Here is a 12384-nt window from a genome sequence, read left to right as displayed (position 1 = left end):
CTTCTCGGTGGCCGACTACGGCCTGGAGGCCGACCTGTTCCAGGCCGTGCCCGAGCTGGTGCAGTCGCTGTAAGAACGCAAGGCACCGCACCGGGAGGCGGTGCCAACGGGCCCGGGTGAAGCATCCGGGCCCTGGCCAGAGCGGCACACAAGGCATGTGCCCCGGCCCCACCTGGTTCAGAGATGCAGGAGACAGATATGCAGATTTCCATTGGCCGCCGCAGCCTTGCGCTTGCGGCTGTTGTCTTTGTGGCCACCACGGGCGCCAGCGCACCGGCATGGGCCCAGGCCAGCGACTTTCCCACGCGCCCGATCACGCTGATCGTGCCCTTCCCCGCAGGCGGCTCCACCGACCGCCACATGCGCACCCTGGCCGACATCGCGGGCAAGCAGCTGGGCCAGACCATCATCGTGGAGAACAAGCCCGGCGCGGGCGGCACGCTGGGCCCGGGCAACATGTCCCGCACGGCCAAGCCCGATGGCTACACCATCACCCAGTTCCCCATGTCCATGCTGCGCATGGCGCACATGCAGAAGACGGCCTGGAATCCGGTCACGGACTTCACCTACATCATCGGCGTCTCGGGCTACACCTTCGGCTTCACGGTGCGCTCGGACTCGCCCTACAAGAGCTTCAACGAATACATTGCCGCCGCGCGCAAGAGCCCCGGCAAGATCGAGTACGGCTCCACCGGCATAGGCTCCTCGCCCCACCTGCTGATGGAGGAGCTGGCCGAGAACGCCAAGGTCACCCTCAACCACGTGCCCTTCAAGGGCAACGCCGACCTGCAGCAGGCCCTGCTGGGCGGCCACGTGGCCGCGCAAAGCGATGCCTCGGGCTGGGACACCTATGTGGATGGCGGCCAGATGCGCCTGCTCATGACCTTCGGCGAAAAGCGCACCCAGCGCTGGCCCGACGTGCCCACGGCCAAGGAGCTGGGCTATGGCGTGGTCTCCACCTCGCCCTACGGACTGGCCGGCCCCAAGGGCATGGACCCGGCCGTGGTGCGCAAGCTGCACGACGCCTTCAAGAAAGCCATGGATGACCCGCGCCACATCGAGGTGCTCAAGCAGCTGAACCAGGACGCCTGGTACCGCTCCGGCGCCGACTATGCGCAGTGGGTGCGCGAGGCCTATGCCAAGGACAAGGTCCTGATCGACCGCCTGGGCCTGGCCGCCAAGTAGGCCTGTCCTCCAATGCGCCCGCAGGGCCAGGGGGCTGGCGGGCGCAGTCCGCTTGAGATTCGTGAATTCGTGAAACGGAGTCCCTCATGACTGTCTCCCTGCCTTCGCCCGATGCGCCCTTCACCACGCTGGCCGAACTGATCCGCAGCCACGCGCGCCAGCAGCCGGCCCATGCCGCGCTGCGCGACGACCAGCAGACGCTGAGCTACGCGCAGCTTGACGCCCTCATGGACCGCGTGGCCGCCGCGCTGCAGCGCGACGGCGTGCAGCCTGGCCAGGCGATTGCCATCTGCGCGTTGAACTCGGTGCGCTATGCCGCGCTGTTCCTGGGCGCCTTGCGCGCGGGCGTGGTGGTTGCGCCGCTGGCGCCTTCCTCCACGGCCGACAGCCTGGCCTCCATGCTGCGCGACGCCCAGGCGCGCCACCTGTTCCTCGACAAGGCGGCCCAGGACCTGGTGCCTGCCGACGGCGCCCTGCAATGCATCTCGCTGGACGGTGCCGCGCCCGGCCGGGCCTTTGACGACTGGCTGGCGCCCGAAGGCGCGCAGCCCGCGCCCGTGAGCGTGGAGCCGGCCGCGCCATTCAACATCATCTATTCCTCGGGCACCACGGGCACTCCCAAGGGCATCGTGCAGTCGCACGGCATGCGCTGGGCCCACATCAACCGGGGCAGCGTCTACGGCTACGGCCCCGAGGGCACGACGCTGCTGGCCACGCCGCTGTACTCCAACACCACGCTGGTGGTGTTCTTCCCCACGCTGGGCAGCGGCGGCTGCGTGGTACTGATGCCTAAATTCGATGCGGCCCGCTACCTGCAGCTGGCCCAGCAGCACCGCGTCACCCACACCATGCTGGTGCCCGTGCAGTACCAGCGCATCATGGCGCTGCCGCAGTTCGGCGAGCATGACCTGTCCAGCTTCCGCGCCAAGTTCTGCACCAGCGCGCCGTTCCGGGCCGAGCTCAAGGCCGACGTGGTGGCGCGCTGGCCCGGCAGCCTGACTGAGTTCTACGGCATGACCGAAGGCGGCGGCACCTGCATCCTCGAAGCCCATCTGCACCCGGACAAGCTGCACACCGTGGGCAAGCCCGCCGAGGGCCATGACATCCGCCTCATCGACGAGGACGGCCACGAGGTCGCCCCCGGCGAGGATGGCGAGGTCGTGGGCCATTCGGCCAGCATGATGACCGGCTACCACGGCCAGCCCGCCAAGACGCGCGAGGCCGAATGGTTCGACCCCACGGGCAAGCGCTTCATCCGCACGGGCGACGTGGGCCGCTTCGATGCCGATGGATTCCTCACCCTGTTCGACCGCCGCAAGGACATGATCATCAGCGGCGGCTTCAACATCTACCCCAGCGACCTGGAAACCCAGCTGCGCGCCCACCCGGCCGTGGACGACGTGGCCGTGGTCGGCGTGCCGTCCGAGCAATGGGGCGAGACGCCCGTGGCCTACGTGGTGTCGCGCGCGGGGCAGCCGGCCCTGCCCGAGGACATCATGGGCTGGTACAACCAGCGGGCCGGCAAGACCCAGCGCCTGGCGGACCTGCGCTTCATTGCCGAGCTGCCGCGCAGCGCCATCGGCAAGGTGCTCAAGCGCGAGCTGCGCGACCAGTACGCGACGGGGCGCTGAACCGGCGGATGCTTTCTCCAAACGATGTCCACCACGATGTCCACCAAGAGGTACACCCCATGAGCAACGACACCACGATGTCCGAGGTCCGCCGCCAGGTGACGGCCGAGGAATGGCAGACCCGCATCGAGCTGGCCGCCGCCTACCGGCTGGTCGCCCACTTCGGCTGGGACGACCTGATCTTCACCCACATCTCGGCGCGCGTGCCGGGCCAGCCCGACCAGTTCCTGATCAACCCCTACGGCATGCTGTTCGACGAGATCACGGCCTCCAGCCTGGTCAAGGTGGACCACGAGGGCCGGCCGCTGATGGAGACCGAGTACGACGTCAACCCGGCCGGCTTCGTCATCCACAGCGCCATCCACGACGGCCGCCCCGAGGTGCAGTGCGTGCTGCACACGCACACGCGCTATGGCGTGGCCGTCTCGGCGCAGAAGGAAGGGCTGCTGCCCATCTCGCAGCAGTCCATCTTCCCGCTGGCGCGCCTGGCCTACCACGACTACGAAGGCGTGGCCCTGCGCGACGACGAGAAGCCGCGCCTGGTCGATGACCTGGGCGCCAGCAACTTCCTCATCCTGCGCAACCACGGCCTGCTGACCTGCGGCCGCAACGTGGCCGAGGCCGTGCTGGCCATGTACACGCTGGAGTCGGCCTGCCGCATCCAGATCCTGGCGCAGTCGGGCGGCGGCGAGCTCACGCGCATCCCGCAGGACATCATTGCCGACGCGGTCAACCAGTCGCGCCAGGTCACCAAGGGCAAGGGCGCAGGCCTAGCCTGGCCCGGCCTGCTGCGCCGCCTGGACCGCATAGACCCTTCTTACAAGGACTGAAGGAAACCATGGGAATTCTGGTCAATATCCACCCGAGCATGGGCGCGCCCATCGTCGACTCGCTGCGCGCGCTGGCGCCCGGCGTGCAGGTCTGGGGCCACCGCGAAGAGGCGCCGGCCGACGCGGTGGAGGCCATGCTCGCCTGGAGCCTCAAGCCGGGCGTGCTGCCTGCCTATCCGGGCCTGAAGCTGCTGTGCGCGCCCAGCGCGGGCGTGGACAAGCTGCTGGCCGTGCCCGACCTGCCGGCCGGCCTGCCCGTGGCGCGCACCGTCGATCCGCAGCAGCATGTGGAGATCGCCCAGTACGTGGTCGGCACCGCGCTGCGCCACACGCGCGAGCTGGACCTGTTCGCGCGCCAGCAGCAGGCCGGCGACTGGCTGCGCCGCCCCGTGCGCGCCAGCGCAGACTGCCGCGTGGGCATCCTGGGCCTGGGCGAGGTCGGCCGCTTCGTGGCCGGCGCCATGCAGGCCATCGGCTACCCCGTCGCAGGCTGGAGCCGCAGCGCCAAGAGCATTGCAGGCCTGGCCACGCACAGCGGTGCCGAAGGTCTGAAGCAACTGCTGTCCACCAGCGATATCCTGGTCTGCGCCTTGCCGCTCACGCCCGAGACGCGCGACCTGCTGGACCGCCGCACCCTGTCCCTGCTGCCGCGTGGCGCCTACTTCATCAACGTGGGGCGCGGCGAGCAGGTGGTGGAAGACGACCTGCTGGCCCTGCTCGACGAAGACCACCTGGCCGGCGTCGCGCTGGACGTGCTGCGCGACGAGCCGCCCCAGCCCGGCAACAAGGTCTGGGCCCATCCCAAGGCCTTTGTCACGCCGCACATCGCGGCCCAGGCCTCGGCCGACACCGTGGCGCGCCAGTGCCTGGAGAACCTGCGCCGCCTGCGCGCGGGCGAGCCGCTGCTCAACCTTGTGGATGTGGCGCGGGGGTACTGAGCCCTTTTTTCCATCCGACGCTGCGCTGTTGCGTGGCGTTTTTTCATCGCCGGGCCGCCCCAAGATGAAAAGCGGCCCCCTTGGGGGCAGCGGACCTTGCGCAGCAAGGGTAGCGTGGGGGCCATTTTTCAACTGAGAAGAATCCAGAGACACCATGCCTTCGACTTCCCGCCGCGGCTTTTTGCAATCGACCGCTGCCGCCGCTGCAGCAGCCACCACCGTGCTGGCCCCCTCGGCCTGGGCCCAGAGCCCCTGGCCCTCCAAGCCCATCCGCATCATCGTTCCCTACACGGCAGGCGGCTTCACCGACCAGATGGCGCGCCTGCTGCAGGTCGGCCTGCAAAAGGCCCTGGGCCAGCCCGTCATCGTGGAGAACAAACCTGGCGCCAACAGCATCATCGGCGTGGACCAGATCGCCAAGGCCGCGCCGGACGGGCACACCTTCGGCGTGGTCATCGCGGCCTATGCGGCCAACACCACGCTCTATCCCAAGCTGCCCTACAACCCGAAGAAGGACCTGGTCGGCGTCTCGCTCATGGGCGTCTCGCCCCTGGTCGCTGCCGTGGCCATGAACGCGCCCTTCAAGACCACGCCCGAGCTGATCGCCTATGCCAAGGCCAATCCCGGCAAGGTGGGCTTCGGCTCCTCGGGCAGCGGCTCCAGCGCCCACCTGACCACCGAGCTGATGAAGCTGCTCACCAGGACGGACATGGTCCACGTGCCCTACAAGGGCGCTGCGCCTGCGCTGGCCGACCTCATGGGCGGCCAGATCCCGCTGTTCCTGGACCCGCCGCCCAACCTCATCCAGCCCGCCAAGGCCGGCCGCATCCGCCTCATCGGCGTGGCCAGCGACAAGCGCCTGGCCGCGCTGCCCGACGTGCCCACCTTCGTGGAGCAGGGCTACGACGGCCTGCTGGGCAGCACCTGGGCGGCCATGATCGCGCCGGCCGGCGTGCCGCGCGAGATCGTGCAGCGCATGTCCGCCGAGGTGTCGCGCATCATCCGCAGTGCCGAGGTGTCGCAGCGGCTGGAGCAGGTGATGGGGACGTTTGCGGAGGGGTCCACGCCTGAGGAGTGCGATCGGTTCATTGCTGCAGAGACGGAGAAGTGGGGGAGGGTGATTCGGGAGGCGAAGGTGACGGTGGACTGAGTCTTTCTTGTTCTCGGGTCTGTTTTTTGACCCTGCCGGGTGGTTGTTTTTCGAGGCCGGGTTTCGGCCCGGCGGCCGACCTACTTTCTTATCGCGCGATAAGAAAGTAGGCAAAGAAGCGCGCCCCGAACTGCCCACGACCCTTCGCTTCGCTGCGGGCGACCTGCGTTGGGCGGGATGCGGGGTGCGCCGTGAAACTCGTTGCGCGCTGCGCGCTTCACTCAAACATCACGGCGAGCTAGACAACGAAGCAAGCCTGTCCTTCGGCAGGCTTGCCACCCCGCATCCCGCCCAACGCAGGCGTGGGCAGAAGGGGGGAGGCTGAAGGACAGCCAACAGCCAACAGCCAACAGCCAAAAATACAAACAGCCGATGCGCATTGGTGCGCTCGGCTGTTTTCATGGAGTTTGGTGCGGCGTCAGGGTTCGGGCCTGGCGGTGTTGCGCAGGACGTGGATTTCGTCGTCCATGGAGGTGGCCAGCCGTTCGGCGCTGTGCTGGATGGTGCGCAAGGCGCTGATCACCACATCCGGATCGCGCAGGCCTTCTGGCGTCTGCAGCCATGACTGCGCGAGCTGGGATAGTGCAGAGACCTCGTTGCAGCCTGATTGAACCATGCCGTTCATCTCGGCGACGGCCATGGTCAGTTGCGTGGTTCTGGCGCTGCTGGGTCGGACTTCCTGCTTCATGGCATGGCCCTCCATGTGAATGTGAGGGCGCTCTGAATCATTGGCGCTGTATGCATGGTTCCGTGCTCCTTTGAGAGACTTGAGACCACCAATCCGCGTTCTTACGCGCAGACAGGTGGACGGGATGTTAAGAACACGCTCAAAGCCGTGCGGACGCCCTTGCGGGTAGCCCCATCCCGTCCATAACCGTAGGGACGTGGGCGTACACCCACGATCCGGCAATGCAGACGTGACAAGGCCTCGTTAACGGGGAGGCCGCACCGCTTTGAGAAAAGGTGTTCTTACGCACCAGCCCCTGTACTGGGGGCCACTCGGAATGATAGATGCTTTGAATGAAAGCGAGGCCAAAGTCCCAGGCCGAGCGCAGCGACGGCCACGACGCAGGTTGCCCGCAGCGAAGCGGAGGGGCGCGGACATTCGGGTCGCCTTCTTTGATCTGACCTTTCTTGGCGAATCAAGAAAGGGCAGTCGGCTGCCGGGCCGAGACCCGGCCTCGCAAAGAACCCCCCGGCAGGGGCAAAAACAATCAAGCAGCCCCCACCCTCCACCGCCTCCTGGGCGCCCTCAACGCATGCCTTTCCCGATAGGCCGCAGGCGCCATTCCCACATACCGCAAAAACACCCGCCGAAACGCCGAGGCATCCCCATACCCGCAGGCCAGCGCCACGGACGGCACGCTCTCCAGCGTGATCTCCAGCAGCACCCGGGCCCGCGCGCAGCGCAGGCGGTGCAGGTGGTCCAGCGGGCTGTGGCCCAGTTCCTGCTGGAAGTGGCGCAGCAGGGTGCGCGGGCTGGTGGATGCCGCGTCCGCGAGGGCCTGCAGGTCATAGGGCTGCTCCACGCGCGCCTCCAGCCAGGCGATGGCGTGGGCCAGCACGCTGTTGCGTGTGGCGGGAATGCGGCGATCCTGCAGGGCGGCGCGGGTGGCGCGTTCGCGCTGGGCATCGGGCTGCAGCACGGCGGCCAGCGCTGCGGCCAGGTCGTCGCCGAAGGCATGGCGTGTGAGCGCGACGGCCATGGGTGCCAGGGCCTCGGGGTGGGAAGCGCTGAGCCAGGGCCTGTCGTCCACGAAGGGCTGGCCCTCGGCCAGTTCGATGCCCGGGAAGTCCAGGCCGAAGCCACCCATGAAATACCAGGGCAGGGCCACACGCCGGCCCTGGCAGCGGCCGCCCGCTGCCGCAAACCAGGCGGCGCTGCCCAGCGTGCAGACGGCCAGGCCCTGGTCGAAGGCCGTGGTGATGCGGCGCACCAGGGCCGGATGCGCGGCGACGATGTCGCGGATGGAGGGAATGTCAGGGCAGTGCAGCGCGCTCACGAAGACGGCCTGCGCGGGCCCCTCGGCTGCCGCGCCTTCGGTCGCATGCGGCATGGCGGGCAGGGGCCGGCCCTGGCCATCGACCCAGCGCCAGCCAAAGCGTGGTGCACGCCGGCCCAGGCGCAGGCTGGCGACCAGGTTGGCGCTGCGCAGCATTTCGACCAGGTGCGCGGCATGGCCGATGGCGCTGTGCTCCAGGCAGGGCAGCTCGATGATGAAGGCTCGGGGCATGGCGGTTCTGGCTCCTCGAATGGCGATTTTGACGTGCCCGTCATACGTGCTTCACTTTTAGCATGGCTGCTTGTGCCACTTTCCAGGACCACGAAGATGCTCCACACCAGCGCCGAGACAAAGCCTTCCTCCTTCCCGCGCACAGGCCTGCGCTCCATCGCCCTGGCCGGGCTGCTGGCCTGCGGCCTGCCACTGGCGGCCAGCGCCCAGGGGCTCGATGCACAGGGCCTGGCGGCCCTGGATACCGCCATCCAGCCGCTGGCGCCCAAGATGGTGGAGTGGCGCCGAGACATCCACCAGCACCCTGAACTGTCGGGCCAGGAAGAACGCACGGCCAAACTGGTGGCCGATCACCTGCGCCGCCTGGGCATGGAGGTGCAGACCGGCGTGGGCGGCACGGGCGTGGTGGGCGTGCTGCGTGGCGGCCAGCCGGGCAAGACCGTGGCGCTGCGTGCCGACATGGATGCGCTGCCCGTGGCCGAGAAGACCGGCCTGCCCTTTGCCTCCAAGGCCAAGGCCCAATACATGGGCAAGGAGGTTTCGGTCATGCATGCCTGCGGGCACGATGCCCACGTGGCCATGCTCATGGGCGCGGCCGAGGCGCTGGCCGGCATGCGCGCGAAGCTGCCCGGCACGGTGAAGTTCATCTTCCAGCCCGCCGAGGAAGGCGCCCCGGTGGAGGCCGATGCCCACGGCCATGTGCCCAGCTTTGGTGCCAAGGCCATGGTGGAGGCCGGCGTGCTCAAGGACGTGCAGGCCATCTACGGCCTGCACATCACGGCCAACCTGCCCTCGGGCATGGTGGGCTATCGCAGCGGGCCGCTGATGGCGGGCTCGGACAGCCTGAGCATCCAGGTCGAGGGCCGGGGCGGCCATGGCTCGTCGCCGTGGAATGCGGTCGATCCCATCGTCGCGGCCAGCCAGGTGGTGCTGGGCCTGCAGACCGTGGTCAGCCGCCAGCTCAACATCAGCCTGGAGCCTGCCGTGCTGACGATTGGCTCCATCCAGGGCGGCACGCGCTACAACATCATCCCGGACAACGTGGAGATGCAGGGCACGCTGCGCACCTTCGACGAGGACATGCGCCAGGAGGCACACAAGCGCATCACCGCCACGGCCGAGCAGATCGCGGCCTCCAGCGGCGCCAAGGCCAAGGTGCGTTTCGGCCCGGTGGCCTATCCGGTGACCACCAACCCCGCCGCGCTGACCGAGGCCTCGCTGCCCGCGCTCAAGCTGGCCATGGGCGGCAAGGCCATGGTGATTCCCAAGGTCAGCGGCTCCGAGGACTTCTCGGAATTCCAGAAGGTGGTTCCGGGCTTTTTCTACTTCCTGGGCGCACCGCCGGCCGGCCAGGATTTCGCGAAGGCGCCGTCCAACCACTCGCCGCTGTTCGACATCGACGAGAAGCAACTGCCCACGGGTGCGCGCTCACTGGCCGCGCTGGCCGTGGACTACCTGCAGCGCAACCCATAGTGATTGGACTCCCCCTGAGCGGCGGACGCCGCTTCCCGTTGCACGGCGCCCCCTCTCTCGCCGCGCGGGAGGGGGACGGCACCCTCGCTGCGGGCCGGCGTGGCCGGCGTAGGCCCTTGCTCGGTGCCCCTGGCTTGAGATCGAGTCCGTGCGAACCGCGTCGGCTTTATTTGGCGCTGGCGATTGCCGATGGGCCTTTCCACCACCGGGCGATGGCGAGCCGGAAGGGCAGCAGCAGCGCCACGCCCAGCACCAGCTTCACGCCCAGGTCGCCCAGGGCCCAGGTCACCCAGGGCTCGGCAGCGCCTGCGAAGGCGATGCTCCAGAACAGGAAGGTGTCCAGGCAGGCGGCCAGCAGCGTGGCCACCAGGGGGGCACGCCACCAGCGGCCCGCACGCAGGCGGTGGAACACGCCGATGTCCAGCCACTGCGAGGCAATGAAGGCCGCGCCCGAGGCCAGCGCGATGCGCGGCGGCGCCAGCACCAGCGAGGCGGCAACGGCCACGGCAAAGCCCACCCAGGCCACGCGCCGGGCCTGCTGCGGGCCGAAGCTGCGGTTGACCAGCTCGCTCACCAGGAAGGCGAACGGATAGGTGATGGCGCCCCAGGTCAGCCAGTCGTTGATGGCGTACTGCACCAGGATGTTGGACGACAGCACCACCACGCCCATGGCCGCAATGGCGGCCAGCAGCTGGGTGCGCGAGGGGGCGGCGAAACGGGGCGGGCGCGGTGTCATGCTGCGCCACCGGAGCCGCGTGCACCCGACGAGGGCAGGGGCAGCCCGAGGATGGCGCAGGCCACGGCCTCGCCCACCTTGACGCCGTCCACGCCCGCCGACAGGATGCCGCCCGCGTAGCTGGCGCCTTCGCCGGCCGGGTACAGGCCGCGCGTGTTCAGGCTGTGGAAGTCCGCGCCGCGCTCGATCTTCACGGGCGAGGAGGTGCGTGTTTCCACGCCGGTGAGCACGGCGTCGTGCATGTCGTAGCCGCGGATCTTCTTGCCGAAGGCGGGCAGGGCCTCGCGCATGGCTTCGATGGCGTAGGCCGGCAGCACGTGGTGCAGGTTGGTCAGCGTGATGCCTGGCTGGTAGGAGGGCTCGACCTCGCCCAGCGCGGCCGATTCCTTGCCCGCGATGAAGTCGCCCACCAGCTGGCCCGGCGCGTTGTAGTTGCGTCCGCCCAGCAGGTAGGCTTTGGTCTCCAGCTGGCGCTGCAGCACGATGCCCGACAGCGGGTGCAGCTCGCCGTCCTTGAGGTTTTCCACGCCATGGGTCTTGCCGTCGAAGGCCCAGGCAAAGCTCTTGGCATCGCGCGGATAGTCGGAGGGGTCGATGGCGCAGACCATGCCGGCGTTGGCATTGCGCTCGGCACGCGAGTACTGGCTCATGCCGTTGGTGACCACGCGCTCGGGCTCGCTGGTGGCCGCCACCACGGTGCCGCCCGGGCACATGCAAAAGCTGTAGACCGCGCGCCCGTTGCTGGCGTGGTGCACCAGCTTGTAGTCGGCCGCGCCCAGCAGCGGGTGGCCGGCATGCCTGCCCCAGCGCGCCCGGTCGATCAGGCCCTGCGGATGCTCGATGCGAAAGCCCACCGAGAACGGCTTGGCCTCCATGTGCACGCCGCGTTCGTAGAACATGGCGAAGGTGTCGCGCGAGCTGTGGCCCAGGGCCATCACGGCATGGTCGGTCTCCAGCCACTGGCGCTCGCCGCTGTCCTGGTCCAGCACCTCCAGGGCGGTGAGATGTCTGTCCTCGCCCTCGCCTTCGATGCGCATGTCACACACGCGCTGGCCGAAGCGGATCTCGCCGCCCAGGCGGATGATTTCCTCGCGGATGCCCTCGACCACCTTCACCAGCTTGAAGGTGCCGATGTGCGGGTGTGCGGCATAGAGGATCTCGGGCGGTGCGCCGTGGGTGACGAATTCCTGCATCACCTTGCGGCCCAGGTGGCGTGGGTCCTTGATCTGGCTGTAGAGCTTGCCGTCGGAGAAGGTGCCTGCGCCGCCTTCGCCGAACTGCACATTGGACTCGGGCGCCAGCTCGCGCTTGCGCCACAGGCCCCAGGTGTCCTGGGTGCGCTCGCGCACCGAGCGGCCGCGCTCGATCACGATGGGCCTGAAGCCCATCTGCGCCAGCACCAGAGCCGCAAAGATGCCGCAGGGCCCGAAGCCCACCACCACGGGCCGGCGCTGCAGGTCGGCAGGCGCCTGGCCCACGGCATGCCAGCGCATGTCGGGCGTGGGGTTCACATGGGCATGGCTGGCGAACTGCTCCAGCAGTGCGGCTTCCTGGCTCTCGTCGGCCAGCGTCAGGTCGACGATGTAGACCGCCAGCAGCTCGGCCTTGCGCGCATCGAAGCTGCGCTTGTGCACGTGCACGGAGGCAATGGCCTCCTCGGCAATGCCCAGCTGGCGCGCGGCCAGGGCGCGCAGCGGCTCCAGGGGCAGATATTCGGTGTGGCTGTCGGGGTGGTATTGCACCGCCGACAGGGGCAGTTTCAGTTCAGAGACGCGGATCATGGCTTGTACCTATCAAGCAGAGGGCCGGCGATGGTAAGGCAAAGCAGCGCCCGGCACAGGCGGCAGCGGCTACATCCATGGAGCGTGCTCGGGTTCGCAAAGGCCAGGCGGGCGTGCGTGCGGGGCAGGCGGCCGGCGGGCCTGAAACACCAAGGGACTGGAACCGGGCCGCAAACCTTCGATGCATTGGCCCAGGCTTGCGGGAAATGCAAGGCATGCGAATGCATGTGCCCGATGACTGCAACGGGCGCTTTACCGGTGGTATCAATAGCATGCCAATCAATAGGCGAACTCCTGATTCTTCCCATGAGAATCAGAAAATTCCTAGAAGGAAAATCCCATTGTCAAAAAAGGTGTATTGGCTGGAGCGGTGATTTCCCTGATCATTTGCTCCCTCCATCAGTTTCCTGCGGGCATAGCCGGAAG

10 protein-coding genes are annotated in these 12384 nt (G+C 68.2%); 6 read left to right on the top strand and 4 right to left on the bottom strand.

Annotated features, from left to right (window positions below; translation table 11 throughout):
• Nucleotides 1-198: 198 nt before the first annotated feature.
• The 5 genes from IAE24_RS10250 to IAE24_RS10230 all read left to right on the top strand — a co-directional run bounded on the left by IAE24_RS10250 (nt 199) and on the right by IAE24_RS10230 (nt 5734).
• Entirely contained in the window at nt 199-1185 is a 987-nt protein-coding gene (locus IAE24_RS10250; RefSeq protein WP_012203334.1) for a tripartite tricarboxylate transporter substrate binding protein, read from the top strand.
• Nucleotides 1186-1271: 86 nt separating this feature from the next.
• Nucleotides 1272-2816, top strand: coding sequence for a class I adenylate-forming enzyme family protein (locus IAE24_RS10245; protein WP_199961636.1), 1545 nt, complete (start codon nt 1272-1274; stop codon nt 2814-2816).
• A 59-nt stretch (nt 2817-2875) separates the two neighbouring features.
• A complete protein-coding gene (locus IAE24_RS10240; protein WP_012203336.1) occupies nt 2876-3646 on the top strand; it encodes a class II aldolase/adducin family protein in 771 nt (256 codons plus the stop codon).
• 8 nt (nt 3647-3654) lie between these two features.
• Nucleotides 3655-4584, top strand: coding sequence for a 2-hydroxyacid dehydrogenase (locus tag IAE24_RS10235; protein ID WP_199961637.1), 930 nt, complete (start codon nt 3655-3657; stop codon nt 4582-4584).
• Nucleotides 4585-4738: 154 nt separating this feature from the next.
• A complete protein-coding gene (locus IAE24_RS10230) occupies nt 4739-5734 on the top strand; it encodes a tripartite tricarboxylate transporter substrate binding protein (protein WP_012203338.1) in 996 nt (331 codons plus the stop codon).
• A gap of 418 nt (nt 5735-6152) precedes the next feature.
• Here IAE24_RS10230 and IAE24_RS10225 read toward each other — a convergent pair whose 3' ends face one another.
• Nucleotides 6153-6422, bottom strand: coding sequence for a hypothetical protein (locus IAE24_RS10225; protein WP_034398162.1), 270 nt, complete (start codon nt 6420-6422; stop codon nt 6153-6155).
• Nucleotides 6423-6948: 526 nt separating this feature from the next.
• Nucleotides 6949-7968: a GlxA family transcriptional regulator gene (locus IAE24_RS10220; RefSeq protein ID WP_199960753.1), complete on the bottom strand. Its 1020-nt coding sequence runs from the start codon at nt 7966-7968 to the stop codon at nt 6949-6951.
• 96 nt (nt 7969-8064) lie between these two features.
• Between IAE24_RS10220 and IAE24_RS10215 the strand changes: the two genes are divergently transcribed.
• Nucleotides 8065-9441 (top strand): amidohydrolase, encoded by a 1377-nt coding sequence (locus IAE24_RS10215; RefSeq protein ID WP_198822316.1) that lies wholly within the window; start codon nt 8065-8067, stop codon nt 9439-9441.
• 166 nt (nt 9442-9607) lie between these two features.
• Here the strand turns inward: IAE24_RS10215 and IAE24_RS10210 are convergent, their stop codons facing one another.
• Nucleotides 9608-10177 (bottom strand): VUT family protein, encoded by a 570-nt coding sequence (locus IAE24_RS10210; RefSeq protein ID WP_016454772.1) that lies wholly within the window; start codon nt 10175-10177, stop codon nt 9608-9610.
• A complete protein-coding gene (locus tag IAE24_RS10205) occupies nt 10174-11958 on the bottom strand; it encodes an NAD(P)/FAD-dependent oxidoreductase (RefSeq protein ID WP_199960752.1) in 1785 nt (594 codons plus the stop codon). Before IAE24_RS10205 ends, IAE24_RS10210 begins: the two co-directional genes overlap by 4 nt.
• Between the last annotated feature and the right edge of the window lie 426 nt (nt 11959-12384).

It is taken from the genome of Delftia sp. S65, assembly GCF_016516495.1.
Classification (GTDB): domain Bacteria; phylum Pseudomonadota; class Gammaproteobacteria; order Burkholderiales; family Burkholderiaceae_C; genus Comamonas; species Comamonas acidovorans.
Note: the sequence above shows the minus strand (reverse complement) of the source record. Positions and strands in the feature narration are given on the sequence as shown.

What these genes read in the sequence shown, in the direction of transcription:
- IAE24_RS10205 (WP_199960752.1), bottom strand. Translation starts at nt 11,958, where the DNA reads ATGATCCGCGTCTCTGAACTGAAACTGCCCCTGTCGGCGGTGCAATAC.
- IAE24_RS10225 (WP_034398162.1), bottom strand. Translation starts at nt 6,422, where the DNA reads ATGAAGCAGGAAGTCCGACCCAGCAGCGCCAGAACCACGCAACTGACC.
- IAE24_RS10220 (WP_199960753.1), bottom strand. Translation starts at nt 7,968, where the DNA reads ATGCCCCGAGCCTTCATCATCGAGCTGCCCTGCCTGGAGCACAGCGCC.
- IAE24_RS10235 (WP_199961637.1), top strand. Translation starts at nt 3,655, where the DNA reads ATGGGAATTCTGGTCAATATCCACCCGAGCATGGGCGCGCCCATCGTC.
- IAE24_RS10230 (WP_012203338.1), top strand. Translation starts at nt 4,739, where the DNA reads ATGCCTTCGACTTCCCGCCGCGGCTTTTTGCAATCGACCGCTGCCGCC.
- IAE24_RS10210 (WP_016454772.1), bottom strand. Translation starts at nt 10,177, where the DNA reads ATGACACCGCGCCCGCCCCGTTTCGCCGCCCCCTCGCGCACCCAGCTG.
- IAE24_RS10250 (WP_012203334.1), top strand. Translation starts at nt 199, where the DNA reads ATGCAGATTTCCATTGGCCGCCGCAGCCTTGCGCTTGCGGCTGTTGTC.
- IAE24_RS10215 (WP_198822316.1), top strand. Translation starts at nt 8,065, where the DNA reads ATGCTCCACACCAGCGCCGAGACAAAGCCTTCCTCCTTCCCGCGCACA.
- IAE24_RS10245 (WP_199961636.1), top strand. Translation starts at nt 1,272, where the DNA reads ATGACTGTCTCCCTGCCTTCGCCCGATGCGCCCTTCACCACGCTGGCC.
- IAE24_RS10240 (WP_012203336.1), top strand. Translation starts at nt 2,876, where the DNA reads ATGAGCAACGACACCACGATGTCCGAGGTCCGCCGCCAGGTGACGGCC.